The organism is Flagellimonas flava (assembly GCF_050617915.1).
In the GTDB taxonomy this organism is placed as follows: domain Bacteria; phylum Bacteroidota; class Bacteroidia; order Flavobacteriales; family Flavobacteriaceae; genus Flagellimonas; species Flagellimonas flava_A.
Window position 1 is genome coordinate 19,359 of the sequence record NZ_JBODQE010000010.1, and the last position, 18,586, is coordinate 37,944.

General features: G+C 43.5%; 9 protein-coding genes. All 9 read right to left on the minus strand.

Going from position 1 to position 18,586, the window contains the following annotated elements; translation table 11 throughout:
- Window position 1: 1 nt before the first annotated feature.
- On the minus strand, window positions 2-8,884 hold the full coding sequence (locus ACRHOZ_RS18435; RefSeq protein ID WP_431128862.1) for a PKD domain-containing protein: 8,883 nt from the start codon (window positions 8,882-8,884) through the stop codon (window positions 2-4).
- Window positions 8,885-9,206: 322 nt separating this feature from the next.
- On the minus strand, window positions 9,207-10,571 hold the full coding sequence (locus ACRHOZ_RS18440; protein ID WP_431128865.1) for an aldehyde dehydrogenase: 1,365 nt from the start codon (window positions 10,569-10,571) through the stop codon (window positions 9,207-9,209).
- A 157-nt stretch (window positions 10,572-10,728) separates the two neighbouring features.
- Window positions 10,729-11,352: a pyridoxamine 5'-phosphate oxidase family protein gene (locus ACRHOZ_RS18445; protein ID WP_431128868.1), complete on the minus strand. Its 624-nt coding sequence runs from the start codon at window positions 11,350-11,352 to the stop codon at window positions 10,729-10,731.
- 1 nt (window position 11,353) lies between these two features.
- Window positions 11,354-11,782 (minus strand): nucleoside deaminase, encoded by a 429-nt coding sequence (locus ACRHOZ_RS18450; protein ID WP_431128871.1) that lies wholly within the window; start codon window positions 11,780-11,782, stop codon window positions 11,354-11,356.
- Between the two features lie 119 nt (window positions 11,783-11,901).
- Complete coding sequence (locus ACRHOZ_RS18455) at window positions 11,902-12,825, minus strand: homocysteine S-methyltransferase family protein (protein ID WP_431128874.1); 924 nt, start codon at window positions 12,823-12,825, stop codon at window positions 11,902-11,904.
- A gap of 30 nt (window positions 12,826-12,855) precedes the next feature.
- Entirely contained in the window at window positions 12,856-13,452 is a 597-nt protein-coding gene (locus tag ACRHOZ_RS18460; protein ID WP_431128877.1) for a hypothetical protein, read from the minus strand.
- Between the two features lie 2 nt (window positions 13,453-13,454).
- Window positions 13,455-14,387, minus strand: a complete 933-nt coding sequence (locus tag ACRHOZ_RS18465; protein WP_431128880.1) for a sterol desaturase family protein — start codon at window positions 14,385-14,387, stop codon at window positions 13,455-13,457.
- 97 nt (window positions 14,388-14,484) lie between these two features.
- Window positions 14,485-15,000 carry a hypothetical protein gene (locus ACRHOZ_RS18470; protein ID WP_431128883.1) on the minus strand — a complete coding sequence of 172 codons (516 nt, stop codon included), beginning with the start codon at window positions 14,998-15,000 and terminating at the stop codon, window positions 14,485-14,487.
- Between the two features lie 276 nt (window positions 15,001-15,276).
- The gene (locus ACRHOZ_RS18475) at window positions 15,277-18,411 is read right to left on the minus strand and encodes a hybrid sensor histidine kinase/response regulator transcription factor (RefSeq protein ID WP_431128886.1); all 3,135 of its coding nucleotides are present in this window, start codon (window positions 18,409-18,411) and stop codon (window positions 15,277-15,279) included.
- Window positions 18,412-18,586: the final 175 nt, after the last annotated feature.

Consider the following 18,586-nt stretch of genomic DNA (forward strand, 5'->3'; position numbering starts at 1 on the left):
CCTATCTGTTTATGTATAGCCAATCTGTTCGAGGTTCCGAGCCATCACCCAGATCTAAGACATAATAATACGTGCCCACTGGCAATTGATCTCCTTTTTGCACTGTGGCCCTTCCGTTGGAAGTACCATCCCAATCATTGTTATAGGAGCGTTGTTCATACACAATATTGCCCCATCGGTTGTACACCTGAAGCACATTGTTAGGGTATCTGGAAATACAGTCAATCTTAAAGAATTCGTTTACACCATCACCATTGGGCGAAAACTCGTTGTACACCGTTAAGCAAGATGGGGTTACTTCTGCTTGATCCGAATCGTTGGAACTATCGGTATCCAACTGATCTACATACGCCAAACTTGCTGTATTCAAATAATCATTTACATCCAGTATCTCTACGGTAAGTTGTAGGTTGGCCGTGCCAAGTGACGCCAATTGATCCAATTCCCAGAATCCTGAAACCTCATCATAGGTTCCTTCTGATGCTTGGGTCGTGATCAACCGATATCCAGAAGGCATTATTTCTTCAATGCCGATGTTGGTCGCTTCCACACTTCCTTGATTGGAAACCGTAATGGTAAAGACTACCTGATCACCAATGTTGGGAGCAGTATTATCCACGGTCTTACTGATACTTATATCGGTAGTCTGTGGGGTAACAGATGTAATGGCCTCGTCATCGTCCACATTACCATCTGAAAGATCATCTTCGGAAATTCCTTGATTAGGGTTGCTATCCGGATCATTAAAATCACTGGCGGTTATTTCGGCAACGTTCAAATATTCATCCATCGTTCCGGTTGGGGTATTCACCGTGGCCAGAATCACCAGGGTTTCTGTGCTTTGGTTAAAAACTGGTCCATTCAGAGTCCATAATCCACTTGATTCATTATAAATACCTGCTGTAGTAATATGGGATTGATAGGTATATCCAGATGGAAGTAGATCGGTTACCACCACCCCAGTGGCATCACTAAATCCATTGTTGGTCAAATTCAAGGTAAACTCAACTACATCTCCCACATTGGGCGTAGCATTATCCACTGTTTTGGTCAGTTCCAAATCAGCTTGCCCATTAGGTATTGCCTCTATGGTATCCTGATCATCTTCAGTAGCCAGATTGTTGTTTGGTGTCGAATCTGGGTCGAAAGTATCCAGGGCAATCAACTCTGCGGTGTTTCTATAATCCCCGCTAGCCTGAACTTGGGCGGTAATCTGCAAGGTAGCAGTAGCGCCATTGGCCAGATTTCCAATATCCCAAGAACCGGTAAGTCCATAGTAAATTCCTGTGGACGGCAATACGGAAACCAGACTATAGCCAGAGGCCAACAAGTCCTCTACCACAATCCCTGTGGCATCATTGGGTCCTGCATTATTTACGGTGATGGTAAATACAATTTCCTCACCCACGGATGGGCTAAGGGTATCGGCCGTTTTGGTGACGGAAATATCTGTTACTGTTCTTGGCGCAATGGATTGTTCCGCTTGATCATCTTCATTGGGATCGTTATTCCCCGGGGTTGAATCAGGATCCAATTGAATTACCGCGACCACTTCTGCCACATTGTTATAATCCCCAGTGGCGTTCACTTGGGCCGTAATATTTAAATCGATGCTTGATCCAGAGGCCAGCGTACCAACACTCCATAATCCACTGGCATCGCTATATGTCCCACCAGAATCATCGGAAACATAGGAATACCCGGAGGGTAAAGCATCCGACACCACTACTCCTGTGGCATCGCTTGGTCCATCGTTGGTCAAAGTAAGGGTGAATACAACATTTGATCCCACATCAGGGCTTGGATTGTCTATTATCTTGGTCAGACTTAGATCCGAACTTGGAATAGGTGTAGTCCCGGCACTGTCTTGATCGTTTTCAAAAACGTTCCCGTTATTAGGTGTGGAATTCGGATCCAAATTATCGGAAGCTATCACTTCCGTAACATTGAAGTAATCCCCCGTAGCATTAACCGTCGCAACAATGTTTAAAGTTTCCGTGGTCCCATTTGGAATGATACCGTTCAAGTCCCAAATTCCGGTTGCTGGCGTATACACCCCAGCTGTTCTATTATTGGAAATATAGGTGTACCCAGAGGGTAAAAGGTCCATAACCTGAACTCCTGTTACATCACTTGGTCCAAGATTGGAAATACTGATATTGAATATCACTTCTTCTCCCACCAAAGGACTTAGAATATCAACGGATTTACGAAGAATCAAATCGGAAACCAATACCGGAACAGGCTCTACGGTCTGCTGATCATCTTCGGTATCATCATTATTAGCTGGAACCGAATCCACGTCGGTCTCATCCAAGCCCGTAAGTTCTGCAATATTGGTATAATCACCAGTGGCCAGAACGTTGGCGGTGATTACCAAAGTTTCCGTAGCTGCATTGGCCAAATTTCCAATGGTCCATGAACCATTCAAAGGTTCGTATGCTCCAGTTGAAGGCACAGCGCTGACAAATTCATATCCGGAAGCCAAGAAATCGGTTACCACCACATTGGTTGCATCATTGGGTCCATCATTAAAAACGGACACGGTGAAAACAATCTGATCGCCCACGTTGGGTGTAAGGTCATCCGCAGTTTTAGTCACGGAAATATCCACCAAAGGATTGGGGTTTGTCACAGCATCATCCTGATCATCTTCAGCAGCAAGGGCATTGTTCGGTGTTGAATCGCTATCGGGTTGATCTACCGCCGTAATCTCAGCAATATTGGTGTAAGCTCCTGTAGGGTTTACCGTTGCAGTAATATTCAAAGAAGATGTTCCACCGTTGGCAATGGGTCCCACATTCCAGATTCCTGTTCCGCTGGTATATGCCCCAGCCGCATCATCCGAAACATAGGTATAACCCGAAGGCAATAGATCCGTTACGACAATATTGGTAGCATCACTCGGTCCTGAATTGGAAACGGTTATGGTAAATACGACATTGGTATTTACATCTGGGTTGGCGTTATCCACATCCTTGGTCAGGGACAAATCTGCTACGGCGACAGGAGCTACGGTCACCTCATCCTGATCGTCCTCCGCGCCCACTCCATTACTAGGAGTAGAATCAATATCAAAACCATCAGAGGCAGTAATTTGAGCCACATTGGTATAATCGCCAGTAGTATTTACCAACACATCTATAATCAAAGTCTCATTGGTTCCATTGGCCAACGTGCCCACTTGCCAAAGTCCTGTGGTATCATCATAGGTTCCAGCGGTAGCACTGTAAAGCACATAGTTGAAGCCCGTAGGCAACAGATCCTGTACCACTACATTTGTGGCATCATCAGGACCGCTATTGGAAACTGTAATTTCAAAACTAATCTCCTCACCAACGTTGGGGTTTATGTCATTGTCCACCACAATTTTGGTCAAAGAAAGATCAGATTGTAACGGGGCAGCGGCTACGGAAGTTTCATCATCTTCACTTTGATCTCCGTCATCATTGTTAGGGGTACTATCGGAATCATATTGGTCGGCGAAAGTGACCTCGGCTATATGGGTAAATTCCCCAACAGCTCCAGTAGGATTTTGAACAGTTGCATTAAATGTTAAGGACAAGGTATTGGTTCCAATGGGAACATTCAGTCCCGTCCAGGTAATAATATCAGTTATGAAACTAAACGTGCCACCGTTGCTGATTCCTGTGATAGTTGCATATCCAGCTGGCACTAGATTTTCCAGGGATACTCCCGTTGCTGCTGATGTTCCTTGGTTGCTGACATTAATGGTAAAAGTCACCACTTCCCCAACATCCGGAGTTGGATTGCTTGCTTGCATCGATATTTCCAAATCCGCAACTTGAGGTGTAATGACATAAAAGGCTTCGTCATCCTCACTTTGATCCCCATCATCATTCCCTGGATCACTATCTGAATCATATTGATCGGAAGCGGTTATCTCCGCTGTATTTCGGTATTCATTGGAAGCTCCTGTAGGAGCGTTAACCGTAGTCTCATAGCTTAGGGTGGTGGAACCAACTGCTAGGTTCGCAATTGTCCATGCAATGGTACCTGAAGTATTTATGCCTCCATTGTTTATGGTTCCTATGGTCAATCCGGATGGAACGACATCCTCTACGCTTACATTGGTAGCCACATCAGGTCCAGCGTTGGTCACCGTGAGTTCAAAAACAACAGTATCTCCAACATTGGGTGTAGCACTGGAACCAGCACTAACATCCTTTGTCAGGCTTAAATCAGATGCAAGGATAGTTACTTGGGCTGAATCTTGATCATCTTCCCCTGCTATACCATTGCCTTCTGTGGAATCGATATCAAAAAGGTCGTTGGCTGTAATTTCTGCAGTATTCTGATAAGAACCGGAAGCGTTTATGGTAGCATCAAATGTCAAACTTAAAGTGGCTCCATTGCTTATTGATAAATTGGACCAAGTGATGGAAAAATCACCAATGTTATAAAGCCCTCCATTGCTTACTGTTCCAGGCACCAAAGTATATCCCGACGGAATTACATCACGTACAGAAACCCCAGTGGCATCCGAAGCGCTGGAAGCGTCATCATTAAAGACGTCCAAGGTAAAAGTTACCGTATCTCCTGGATTGGCCGTAGTTGGAGAAACCGATTTGGTCAATTCCAAGTCCACTCCCAATAGGGATACTTCAACGGTATCGGATACTGGAGTACAGCTGCCATTGCTAATGGTCCATTCAAATACATATGTACCCGAAGAGGCTCCAAAAACTTCCGTAGTTGGGTCATTATCGTTGACAAAGCCAACTGTGGTAGGACCAGAAACCTGAGTCCAAATACCTGTACCAACAGTGGGAGCATCAGCAGCCAAAACAATTGAAGAAAATTGATCCAATGATTGGTCCGGACCTGCATTGGCGCTACCGGGATCGGCATAGATGATCACCTCAACGGTATCGTCAAATGTACATCCTCCATTGATTACCGTCCAGGTAAATTCGTAAGTGCCCGGTTCCAAGGTGTCGATTAATGTTGTTTCACTATTTGGAGCAACAATATTAGCTGGTGTTCCAGGGGTTCCTCCCACACCTGGTCCCGCGGTTTGGGTCCAAGTTCCTGTTCCAATAACCAAAGCTGTAGCGGCCATATTAGTTTGGGTAGCCGCACAAAATTCTTGATCTGGACCCGCATCTGCCGTTGACGGAGCATCATCCGGGAAGGTAATGTCCACCGTATCGGACGAAGGGTCACAAGCCGAAGGGCTGTCCACAAAAGTTACCCCGTTATGGGCCACGGTCCAGGTTAATGTATAGGTGCCTGTAGTTGTAATATTCGAAATGGTGGAAGTGGGTGAATTGGGATTATCGATAACGGCCGCTCCCCCAGATGGATCAGCGGTAAATGTCCATGTTCCCGTGCCCACCGTTGGCGGAACCGCGTTCAATTGAGCACTTAACTGACAGGCATTAACTTGATCAGGACCTGCATCCGCAGTAGACGGAGTTTCATACACTTCAATCCGAACCACATCCGAGGTATTAAAACAAAATCCGGCCTCAAAATTCCATTCCAAAATATAAATACCGGGAACCGTCAATCCTGTAAGCGTGGATGTTGGGTCATTGGGGTTTGTAATCACTGCCGTGCTTCCAGCAGGCTGTTCTGTAAAGCTCCATGTAGCCTCATCTACATCGTCAGGTGGCATGTTCCCTGCCAAGGTTGTCTGATTAGGCACCACCAAATCTCCCAAACACAGTAGTTGGTCTGGGCCGGCGTCCGGTAAAACCGATGGCAAGCCACTGGATTCCACCTGAACTTGATCGGATGTATTTCCGCATCCTGTTGCACCAGGATAATTCGTGGTAAATTCAAAGATGTAAAAACTCCCAAGAACAATATCACTTACTTCAGCAACATTACTGCCCGCAGGATTTTGGGTAATGGTCGCGGGAGTTCCAGGTGCACCACCTACGCCCGGGCCAAAGGTCTGGGTCCAGGTTCCTGTAGAACCAAAAGTAGCTTCCAACATAAAGTTTTGTACGTTACAGAGTTCCATATCCGGGCCAGCATTGGCAGGGACATAAACATCCACGGTCTTATCTGCAAAACTGCTGGGACAGTTACTATCCCCAGCAATGGTCCATCTAAAGGTGTAGGAACCGGATACCATTCCGGTTACCGTGGCATTTGGATCATTTACATCTGAAAAGGTGGGTGTATTTGGTGCTCCGGACAATAGGGTCCAAAAACCGTTTTCAATATTGGGGTCAAATGCGTTGCCATCCAGGATTACCGTAGTGGATGAACAAATGGTTTCGGCAGGAGTGGTCACTACTGCAGTCGTTGGTGGAATTCCAACGTTAAGGGTCACTTGATCGGTATCCGAGGAGCAGCTACCATTGGTTGCAGTCCATTCAAAAATATATTGTCCTGAAAATGAAAACGTAAGCTGTGCTGTTGGGCTGGTGGAATCATCAATGACGTAGCCTCCTGGCCCCGAAATCTGGGTCCAAAACCCACCACTTCCCGCAGAACCTGTGGCATCCATGGTAAACACGGACTGGCATTCGGTTTGATCGGGTCCTGCATTAGCAACAGCGTCCGGCCCTACCGTAAGTTCCATTTCATCTGAAGTATCTTGACAACCTGGAGCAATTTTCGAAATGGTCCAGGTCAAAACATAGCTTTGTTCAACCGAAATAGTTACATCCGTATCAAATTGATTGGCATCATCAAAAGCAATGCCAACAGCAGGCGAAGCAGTCCAGGTTCCTATCTCGTCAACGGCAGGTTGATTCCCGGCTAAAGTTGTAGTAGTCACACCAGTTCCCAAACATTGGTCAGTACCTGCCGCGGCCAAAGTAGGGCCTTGGGTTGCACCTGTTGTTATGGTAACCGTGTCCGTTCCAGGGGTTGGACAGGTAGCATCATTGGGATTGGCTATCGTCCATCGGAAAATATAAGTTTCATTTGCATCATCCAAACCGGAAACCAAAGTGTTGGGGTCATTTTCGTCAGCGAAAACAATACTAGCTCCGCCAGGAGCAGAATCAACAGTCCATGTTCCAACCAAGTTTGTGGTTGGCGGAGCATTCCCCGCCAATTGCGTAGGTGCCCCAAAACAGATGGATTGATCCAATCCAGCATCTGTCGGTACTGCCGCATCAGAAGACACGACAATCTGAACGGTATCTTCCTCAGAGGGTGCACAAGCATTTCCTCCAGAAATGGCATATTGGAACACATAGGTTCCAGGAACCAAATTGGAAACGTTTGTAGTTTGGGCGTAGGGAGATGCAATGGTAGCTGTATTGGGTCCGCTGATCTGCGACCAAAGCGAATTGCCAACGGTGGCTGCGTTTCCGGTTATATCCGTATCGGTAACATTACAGGCCAAAGTCTGGTCTGTTCCAGCGTTGGCCGCTGTTGGTGTCAAAGCCACATTAACATTGATAGTACTGGTACCTACATCACATCCGGTTTGGATGGAGCCACTAAGGGCTCTTCTAAAAAGAACGGTATATGTTCCTTCAGCATCAAAGTTTATCGTTAAAGGTGTGCCCCCCGCATTGGAAAAAGTGGAAGGATCCACCAAAGTAGAACTGCTTGGCCCGCTAATAATACTATAGGTATTGGTACCATTTCCCGTGGTGGTGAACGGAATGTCAACACTTGTTACACCGCAAACCGCGGTTAGGTCGCTACCCCCGTTTGCCAAGATAGTGACCGGAGTAGTTGAATAATTAATGGTAGCGGTATCTGAATCACTGCATAGCGTTGTTCCATTTTCAATCGTGTAGGCAAACTCATATGTACTACTCCCATCCAATCCTGTAATCTGTGTGGTACTGGAATTTGGGCTGATGATATTAACCCCTGCTACAGGCCCTGATGTCTGGGTCCAAGTTGCAGTTTCATTAGTGAATAAGGGTAGTGAACCTACCAGGGTCACGGTTGTAATACTGGCATCACAAAAGCGAATATCATTATTTTGAATGGTTGCCGTGGATATATCCTGGGTTGCCCCAGCTACCGTTATGGTCATGGTGTCCTGACCACTCGCACATGATCCACTTACGGACCAACGAAACGTATAGACCCCTGCTACGAGGTTGGATACATTGGAATTATTACTATTTGGGTTTGCAATGACCGGGGTATTTGGTCCGCTTACAAAACTCCAGGTACCTACTTGACCATTGATGTTGTTTCCACCAAAACTACCGGCCAAGTTGGTCGATTGCGTCAGTGAATAACAGTTGTCCAAATTTTGATCGGGTCCTGCATCCACTACACTTTCGCCACCGTAGTTGGTTACGGTAATGGTAGAACTGGATTCGCAAGCTTGGCCTGGAGCAAAATCAGGACCTGATATCGTCCATTGTAAAGTTGTGGTTCCAGCACTGGTTTCGGCTAATGTCAAGGTTGTTGTAGGAGAGCTGGGAGCATTAATGGTTACTCCTGCATTATTGGCTCCCACAATACTCCATAGTCCAGTTTCACCGGCATTCAATGGGGTGTTTGCGTTTGTACTCACACTCCCGGTATTATCTGGACATGAGGCAATATCGCTTCCCGCATTTGACACAGTAATAGGTTGTACCGTTATACCTACATCTTGAAATTGTGGTGTTCCATCCGTGCAAACCGCACTTAATCTAAATGTGTAGGTGTTTCCACCCACAAGACCGGAAATGGAAGTGGTTGGGTTGGATGGGTCATCGATGATGACGGATGGCCCACCTACTTGCGACCATGTTGGACCACTTTGTACCAATCCTGAAGTGGAACCTGAAAGGTTGTACGTTCCGATGTTCTCACATATGGTTTCAGGAATCCCCGCATTTACTGAACAATTTTGTGCATAACTCCACTGCAATGAAGCGAGCAAAAACAAAAAAAAGAAATAAGAAGCTCCTTTTTTTTGGGGGGTTAGCGGTCTTTTCATAATCAAAAAAATGAGGTTTTTCTTAGCATGTAAGAATATTCAAACATATCTACTAGCATCGGTTAAATAGAATATATGTTGTATTTCATCGATCATTTGTTGTGAAACATCAGATAATCGATGGGTGTTTTGGCTGAACTCTAAAGCAGGTTGTAGGATTATACGTGCTAATTGTGTTTTTGTAGGATAAAAAATGCCCCAGTAGCTATTGAATACTAGTGTTTTAGCACTAATTTGAAGGACAATCGAGTTAAGGGTTTGGAATTATGAAATTGCGAAGAAAATGTAGTATCAAAACCTTCAATTCGCAAAGGTGGAAGTTTTAAAACAAGTGCTTGATTTTTTTCACAATTCCCATGGGAAGTTTATACGGTGGATAACGCAAGGGGATATCCAACCAATTGGCCTTTTTGATGATTCCTTTTGCATTGGAAAAAATCTCGAATGAGGCTTTCCCATGATAACCTCCAAGTCCACTTGCCCCAACACCCCCGAAAGGAAGTTTTTTATTGGTTATTTGGATGACGGTATCGTTGATGGCACCACCTCCAAAGCTATATTTCTTCAACATTTTCTTCTGAAAAGATTTTTTATTGGAAAACATATAGGTAGCTAAAGGTTTTTCGTAGCGTTTCAAAACCTCAGCTATGTCATCATCCGTTTCATAACCAAGGATAGGTAAAATAGGACCAAAAATTTCGTCCTGCATGATGGGGCTATCCAGAGCGGGTTCATTTATCAAAGTTGGAGATAGATAATTATCTCCATCCTTAAAAAACCCGCCAAAAATTACTTCTTGCTCGTGTAGCAAGTTTTTTAATCTAGTGTAATTTTTTTCGTTGACAATCCTAGCTAAATCATTCGAAGGATGTTCAAAATTTCCAAACCCTTGCTCAATGCATTTTTGCAAAGCAGTTATAAGTTTGGCCTTGACACTTATGTGCACCAACACATAATCCGGTGCGATACAGGTCTGCCCGGCATTCAGGAATTTGCCCCAAGCAATGCGTTTGGCTGCCAGTTTAATGGAAGCCGAACTATCCACAATACAAGGGTTTTTGCCGCCCAGCTCCAAAGTCACGGGCGTTAAGTGTTTGGCCGCACTTTCATATACAATCCGTCCAACCTTGGTGCTTCCGGTGAAAAAAATGTAATCCCACTTTTGATCCAACAATTTCTGCGAGATTTCCACCCCGCCTTCTACCACGGAAACATGCCCAGGTTCAAATACTGCAGCAACAATTTCAGCACAAATTTTAGACGTATTGGGCGTTAATTCGGAAGGTTTTATTACGACCGTATTTCCAGCTGCCACCGCACCGACCAAGGGAGCAAAAACCAGCTGAAATGGGTAATTCCAAGGGGCAATGAGCAGCACAGTGCCATAAGGCTCCCGATATAGATAATCAGTTGAAGGCCAATTGGCCAGAATGGACGAAACCCGTTCCGGGCGTGCCCATAGTTCCAAGTTGTTTAGCGCTGTTTTTATTTCAGCCAACACAAACTGGGTCTCCGCAACCAAAGTTTCAAACCTGGGTTTTTTGAAATCCGTATAAAGGGCTTCACAAATCTCATCTTCGCGCTTAACGATTTCCTTTTCCAAGCGTTTCAAGGCCTTCTTTCTAAAGGAGACATCCTTACTTTTTTGGGTTGAAAAGAATTCGTGGTGTAGGTTTAGTATGTCCATAGATTCATAAACAGAGGTGACCCATATTTGGGAAAATCAAGGGAAATTGACTTCGTTCAAATACCCAACCCTAAATATAGGACAAACTTGAAGAAACCCTAAGGTTACGACGTAGAAGCAAGCTAAGGCCAGGATAGACATTTGGAAGTGACTTATTCTAATGTCCTGCAGAATTGTCTTTAATCTGCTTTTTGAGTCCTTCTATTTGCTGCTCCAAGTCTTGGATATAATCCTCCCGTTCCTTGTTTAGCTTTGAGATGTCCTCAAACGTATATCGTTGGATAATATGCTGCGGGCAGTTCCAGTCAAAGGCCTTGATATGGAAAAGAAAAATGCGCTCTGCCTTGTAATCGTAATCCAATTCCAATTTTTCAACCAGCTCTGGGTTTTCTTCCAAAGACACAATTTCAGCTTCTGCATAAATTTTTAAACGGGCACGATTGACATAATCCATAAGTATAAGGGAAACTTTTTTATGTGTTTTCACATTCCCAGTTGAAATGTATTGCTTGTTCCCTGTAAAGTCCAGAAAGGCCAAGGTTTTCACATCTATCATCTTCAAAAAGCCTTTTGGGCCTCCCCTATGCTGTATGTACGGGAAACCATTTTCGCCAAAAGAAGCCATATAAAAACTATCGCGCTCCTTGATAAAACTCATCTCCCTAAAGGAAAGACCATCCGGCAATTCCATGCGCTCCATGCGTTCATAGGCATGCCTGCTCCCCTGCTCCTTCTGAATTTCCTTAATCGTGTCTGTAAATGCTAATCTTGAATAGTTCATCTTAATTTTGTTCCAATTGAATACAATGGACAGGAGGTCCCCATCCTTCAGGCACCTTTTCTGTGGTAAGCACATCAAATGTTCCGTTGGCTCCACCCATCTCCCCCGATTTCTCTTTATATATTACTGTTCCAATACGATGTACCCGTATGGCATAACTGCACATTACGCAAGGCTCCTTGTTGGAGTACAGGATAGCGCTGGACATATCCTTACCAAGAATGGCCCTGGCCTTTCTTAGCACCTCCATCTCTGCATGACGGCTCACATCTTGTTTGGAGGTGGCGGCTTCCTCGGCCTCCGCAATAATTTTATCATCAACAACAATCAAACTTCCAACGGCACTGTTGCCCTTTGAGGTGGCCTTACTGGCCAATGCTTCACATCGTTCCATAAAATAGGCAGTGTTCTTCATCTCCCCCTTAGCCATAAAAACGACCAAAACCTTACAGTGCACAAACCACAGTAGATTCTTTGCTAACCAAAAAAGCCGGGATAAAATTCCCGGCCTTCCAAAATTCAACCAAATAATTGGCAGCTCAAAAACAGTTATACCAAAGAAATGTGATCACAAATGGCCTTGATGTGTGAGGCATCCGTTCCGCAGCAACCGCCAAACACTTCCAAATTGGGCAACAACTGCTGTAGTTCTTTGTGCAGTTGACCCAGTTCTATTTTATTGCCAACATCCAACTCGGTTGATTCGTCCAATTCTGCGTGACTTTTACATGAGGCATTGGCCCTTAATCCTTGAATTCGGTTTTTCCAGCATTTTGCTCCTTCAAGTAGGTACATAAAATGGGTAGGATGGGCACAGTTGATCATATAATATTTTGGATAATTCTCCGTGGCCTCGTCAATAGTCGTAATAGCTTGCTCCAAAGTTTCCCCACTGGGCAAACTCCCGTCCAATTCCAATGTAAAGGATATGACTACGGGAATCTTGTGCATTTTTGCTGATTCAACTATGCCTAGCGCTTCATCAATATAGGTCATGGTAATGGCCGTGACCATATCAACTTTAGCTGCCATAAATACCTGCACCTGGAGGTTATGGTAAGCTTGGGCCTCAGCTGCATCCATCGCGGTTTCTACCCTGTAGCCGTCGCCTCTCGGACCAATTTGTCCACTAACCATTACATTTTCAATACACGTTTTGTACTCTTGCTTTAGCTGCTGCATTTTTTGAATGGCCAGTTTATTGACACGCTTGAGGTTCTTTTCATCATAGCCCAATGCCTTGCCCCAATCCAAATTGGCTCTCCAGGTTGGGCTTTCCAAAATGAAACCTGTTCCATTCAATTTTGCCAGTTCCAGATACTCCCGATAATAATTCTCCAATGTTTGTACCTGATCTGTGTTTTCCAATAACGGAAAAGCAGCAAAATGTTCCAGTTCAATTTGATGGTTGAAAATCAAATCGGTTTCCAATCCACCATCTGTTAGTATTGTATTTTTTGTTTTTTGTTTCATTGTATTTACTTTATCAAAACCATTTCAACACTAATCCGGAATGTTGTAAAATGCCTTTACGGCTTCATAATCGCTATGGTCCAAAGAGGATTTCCCTTGCACGTGTACACTCGGAGGAATAATGACATACCTGAATCTATTGCCTCGAGAAGGCGATATTTGAAACTCCGTTAAATCTCCAGATAGTGCCTTTGCCTTAATTAAAATATCACCAACCGTTACAGTACCGCTCCCATAACCATAGGTAAATTGGGCTCCCCTAAAATCCAGTACAGGCAATAGGTAAGTACTCCCATCTCCAAAGCCATTAAAAAACACCAGGATGGTATGGGTACTTTTTATGCTAAAGGCTGGAGGTAATTCTGAAGGAAAATCTATATTCATATACTTTACCGAGGCAGACGAGCCTGTAAAATTTGCAGGAATCCAAGAACTATAGATCACCTCTGCATTGCCATCTTGACCGTCTTCACCATCCTGACCCGGTTCTCCTTTTTCCCCCTGTTCTCCCTGTGGCCCTTGTTCACCCACCGGTCCTATTGGCCCTTCAATTTCCTCTTTACTGCACCCTATTAGCACAAATATCAATAGGGTCGACAAACCGACTTTTATAACTAAATTTTTCATTTTTATTGATTAAAATCATTGCAATGACCATCGTTAGCTCCAATGTTTCCATTACCCGTAATTGTACTTTCTGTGACAATTTGCACTGGTTCCTGTGTTTCAATTACTGTTTCTGAATTATCGCTACTACAACCAAAGATTGATAGCCCTATTATTACCATAGATGCTGATTTTGAAATAGTTTTTGATTTTTTGCTCAAATCTTTAAACGTCAGCATTTGCCATACTTTGGCCGAAGCCCCGTGGTAAAATCCTGTTTCGTGCTGATAATTTTTTGGATTCTTGAACGTCCCAAAAAGAATATCAAAAACCGGTAGATCGGAATAATTATGCTTGTGAATGCCCTTAGCATGATGAACTGTATGGCTCTCTGGACGTTGCACAATGTATCCCAACCAAGTAGGTGTTTTAATATTGGCATGCTGGAACATTCCCAAAAAGTTGGTCACCAACAAGGTAAAAGTGATGGCCTGTGGATTCAATCCCACCAAAAGGGCAAAACAGATACTCCCCAAAACGGTCCATCCGATCATGTCCATGGGACTGAAATAGAAGGCTCCATAGGTGTCCAAACGTTCGGCACTATGATGCATCTGGTGAAAAGTGCGCCATAAAAAATCTGAACTGTGCAAAGCTCTGTGCCATACATACACCCCAAATTCATAAACCACTACGCCAACAAGACCGCCAATAACGGTTGTTAAATCCGTAAGGTCCAACAATCGGTAAGGTTCCAGATAAGGATCAATAAACAATGGTAAGTAGGATGATAGGTAAAAGAAGAATGCAAAAGCACCCAACCCTCTCAATTTCCAAAATTTTACTTTTGGCAGTTTTCTTGCGGGAAACAATCCTTCCCAAATCATAAGTATCGCATAGATGGCCAAAACTGCCAATGATACAGGGTCCAATAAAATTTCCAATGGTGTTGGCATGATAGATATTTTTTTGTTCAACAACTATTTTTAATGAATTTAAGTGGGTAGTTGGCGGGTCTTAAACCGCCAACTTGAGCCAAGTCAAAGGGTTGGCTTAAAGCAGAAGTCCGCTGTCCGTTACCTTTAAATGCTTTGTATTATTGCCTTTTTCAAGTTTTACCTTGAGCGTTTTTGTGGTTTTTCTCCCATCTCTATAGGTAACCAAATACAAATTCTCTACGGGTTTCCACTGTGGGTATTTTTCCTTGATCAATTGCTGGATATGCGCTGGCATTTTCACATTTTTGAACTTCTCCGTGGCCAATTTAATTTTACCCTCTCCATCAAAAGCCACGTTTATTTGACCTTTATTGGATTTAAAAACTACCCTAAAGAGCTCACTACGTCCATCAAATTGTGATACTTTGCTCACGTCCCAATCCGCAGCGATTCCTTCCAGAAATCTAACCTGATCAGGTGTTGCCTTGCCTTGTACCCCATCCAGATAGTCAAGATTTGCAAATACAAAATCGAATCCGTCATTCTCGATGTTACCGTTCATCGGGTCATATTGTGAATAACCCATACTTGTCATACCTATAAATAATAGGCCCATTAATACATTTTTCATGATTTTACTTTTTGTTTGTTACTAATTCGTTATCTACTGAAACACTGTTTTCTTTTCTTTCAAGTATTTCAAAATCATGGGGCAAATGTATCTGTGGAGCATCCCTGAGGACAACCTGGGATGTGCCAAAATCAATTAAAAATGTTGAATGTAAATCGCTGAAATTCTATTTGTTACAGCAAATCGAAGAAATGTTGCATAGTCTGTAACAAATGTTGCAAAGTGTTAAATTGAGTCTAGGAACACATTACAAAAATCAGAGTACCTCAAAGGTGTTTAACGCCGGGAAACAGCACTCGGAGACATTCCAAATTGTTCTTGAAAACATTTGGAGAAATAGGAGGGATTTTGGAAGCCAACACTGTACGCAATTTCTGCCACCGTACCACTTTGCTGTTGCAACATGTCCATAGCCCTATGTAAACGGAAAGACCTAATAAATTCTATGGGCGTTTGATCGGTAATCGCCTTAATTTTACGGAATAGTTGAGATCGGCTAAGTGCCACTGTATCTGCCAGCTCAACGACCCCATAATTTTCATTATCTATTTCAAGTTCCAATATTTCGGTAACCTTCTTTATAAACTCTTGATCAATGGAACTGAGTTTGAGTTTTTTAGGTTTAAGTATATCCCCGGCGGAAAAATGCTCCTGCATTTTTTTCCTTGTGGCGATCAAATTTTTCACCCTTACCAGTAGTTCCTCATTGTCAAACGGCTTAGTAAGATAGTCATCTGCCAGACTTTTTAAACCTTCTATCCTATCCTCTTTGGATGACCTTGCCGTCAGTAAAATAATGGGGATATGACTGGTTCGAACGTCCTCTTTTAAGGTTTTGCACACCTCCAATCCATCCACCTTGGGCATCATCAAATCGCTGACTATGATATCCGGAATATGTTCCAAGGCGTGTTGTATGCCCACTTCACCATCTTTGGCTTCCAGTATGCTATACTGGTCGTTTAGCACCTCTCTGATATAATTCCTAAGGTCTTCATTGTCCTCAATAAGTAAGAGCAGTGGCAATTCCTCGTTGTCAATATCCGTTTCGGCCACCTCAGGAGACTTGGAATCCCCAACAGGTATATCCATAGGGGTAGCATGAGGTGCAGCAGGTATCATCTGAACTTCTTCTTCAGACAGGTGTTCTTTCCCGAAGGGAAGCTGCACTTCAAAAGTACTCCCAACCCCAAGTCCACTCTTCACCGAAATGGATCCCTTATGTAAATCCACCAACTCTTTAATGAGGGAAAGCCCAATACCCGTCCCAACAACATTGTCTGCCTCTGCATTGGCCGCTTGATAAAAGCGATCAAAGATATAGGGTTGTTCTTCCTTGGCAATTCCCTTGCCCGTATCTGAAACCTTAATGGATAAAGCATCATTACCATCAGTATGTATCTGATGTAAGCTCACCGTAACATGGCCTCCGGAAGGGGTGTATTTTAGTGCATTGGACAATAGATTGATCAGCACCTCTTCCATTTTGCTCTTATCGATGTAGAGAAAATAGGACTCTTTTTCAGTTTGGATAGACAGGTCAACATTCTTCATTTCCGCCATGGATTGAAAAGATAAAACCCAGCCCTTGAGCAAAGGAACTATATCCACAAATGCCGTTTTTAACGAAGTCTTTCCCGCCTCGATTTTGGACAACTCCAATAGCTGATTAATCAACTTCAACAACCTTTTACCATTGCGGTCAATGATGTCGATGGTGGGACGCAAAGTGTCATCTACTCCCTTTCTCAATTTATCCAAGGGGCCCAAGATGAGGGTTAGCGGTGTTCGAAATTCATGGGAAATATTGCTGAAAAAACGGGATTTTAAACGGTCAATCTCCTCCAGTTGCTGGCGTTGCTGGGCTTCAACGGCCAAAAGCTCCTTGTTCTTTTTGTTTTTATACTTGAAGAATTGAAAAACAAATCCCACAGCTATCAAGGCCAGGAGTGCACCAATGGCATAAATGTTCTGCCATAAGCGCTGGGTTTTATTCTTTTGCTGCAATTGGTCAATTTCCTTTTCTTGCCGTACGTTGTCATACCTCGCTTGCATTTCTGCCAATTCCCTGGTCTTGGTCTTTCTAAAAAGACTGTCCTGAACTTCTTTGTACAGTTTAAAATAGGCCAAGGCTTCTGCCATTTCCCCCTGCTTTTCTTTCAATTCTGAAAGATTCTTGTAGGTTTGGCGTAGCGTTAAGTAATTATCCTGTTGTTTTTTGATTTTTAGGGAGCGATTCAAGTAAATGCCGGCACTATCCAAACGCCCGGTAGCCAAATGCACCTGCCCTATGTTATTGGTGACCCAACCCAACATGATTTTCCTATTGGTTGTTTCGCTTACTTTTTTGGCAGCCCAATGGTTTTTAAGCGCTTCTGGGTATTCCTCCTTCAAATAGTGCACCTCTCCAAGATTGGACAATGCCCTAATCATCCCCAGTGGAGATTTGAGTTCGTTATGAAGTTTCACCGACCTTTCGTGATAGACTTGGGCACTATCGTATTTTTGCCAATCCACATAGGCCACTCCTATGTTATTGTAGGTCTTGGCCAGATTGGCCTTATCTCCTATACGCTGATAACCCTTTAAACTTTGCGCATAGTAATCCAATGCAGTTTCAAAAAGTCCCTTTTCTTCATGCAAAACGCCCAGTGACAAATTAAAATTTGCCAAGCCCCTTTCATCTTTGATTTCTTCCTTGATCGCCCTTCCATCCTGAAAATACTGCAACGCCTTTTCTTCATTGTTCTTATCCAGATATAGTACCGCAATACGGTAGTACACATCCGAAATTCCCTTTTTATTGTCCAATTGTTTATTGATCTGGATACTTTTTTCATAATGATTCAAGGCAGCATCAAGATCGTCCTCAATATTCTCCAGCCTACCAAATAGCAAATGAATATTGGCAAGGGTATTGTTGACTTCATCAGTTTGATAGAGAGCCTGCCCATTTTCAAGATTTGTTCGGGCATCCTTGTAATCTCCCTTTCTGATAAGGAGGCCTCCCATTCCTGAATACGCTTTTGCCAAGAAGCCTACATTTTCACCATTTTGTAAAATGGTTATGGATTGATTAAATACGGATTGACCTTCCTCGTAGTTACCTTGCAGGGTGAGCAATTTCCCTTTTAAGTTTAGGTATCTGGCATGTTGCAGGGGGAATTCCTGTATCCCTGCTTCCAACCCTTGCTCTTCTATAAAATCTTGGGCATGAGTTGTAGAGTTTGCGTAGTAGGTTTCGGCAATGTCATTGGCTTTTGAGAAATACGCTTCCCCCGACAATGATTTTAATTGCCTTTCCAATTCTGCATTCCTCTCCGATTGGGCAAAACCCATCGTGGAACTCCAAAAAAGTACAAAACACAACAGCTGCCTAAACACTCTATTTGTGGTAGAAACGCTTCCCATAGTCAAGAACAAGATAATGAAATTACAGTAGTGGTATTTTATATCCCACTTGGACTAAGCAGGTTGAAGTGAGTTACAGTTGCCGCTAACCAATGTTAATTTCCAAATATCCATGTAGCTTGAAGCAAAGGACCTTTGCTAAAAACATAAAAAAGCCGAGATCAAAATCTCGGCT

What these genes read in the sequence shown, in the direction of transcription:
- ACRHOZ_RS18435 (WP_431128862.1), bottom strand. Translation starts at nt 8,884, where the DNA reads ATGAAAAGACCGCTAACCCCCCAAAAAAAAGGAGCTTCTTATTTCTTT.
- ACRHOZ_RS18440 (WP_431128865.1), bottom strand. Translation starts at nt 10,571, where the DNA reads ATGGACATACTAAACCTACACCACGAATTCTTTTCAACCCAAAAAAGT.
- ACRHOZ_RS18445 (WP_431128868.1), bottom strand. Translation starts at nt 11,352, where the DNA reads ATGAACTATTCAAGATTAGCATTTACAGACACGATTAAGGAAATTCAG.
- ACRHOZ_RS18450 (WP_431128871.1), bottom strand. Translation starts at nt 11,782, where the DNA reads ATGGCTAAGGGGGAGATGAAGAACACTGCCTATTTTATGGAACGATGT.
- ACRHOZ_RS18455 (WP_431128874.1), bottom strand. Translation starts at nt 12,825, where the DNA reads ATGAAACAAAAAACAAAAAATACAATACTAACAGATGGTGGATTGGAA.
- ACRHOZ_RS18460 (WP_431128877.1), bottom strand. Translation starts at nt 13,452, where the DNA reads ATGAAAAATTTAGTTATAAAAGTCGGTTTGTCGACCCTATTGATATTT.
- ACRHOZ_RS18465 (WP_431128880.1), bottom strand. Translation starts at nt 14,387, where the DNA reads ATGCCAACACCATTGGAAATTTTATTGGACCCTGTATCATTGGCAGTT.
- ACRHOZ_RS18470 (WP_431128883.1), bottom strand. Translation starts at nt 15,000, where the DNA reads ATGAAAAATGTATTAATGGGCCTATTATTTATAGGTATGACAAGTATG.
- ACRHOZ_RS18475 (WP_431128886.1), bottom strand. Translation starts at nt 18,411, where the DNA reads ATGGGAAGCGTTTCTACCACAAATAGAGTGTTTAGGCAGCTGTTGTGT.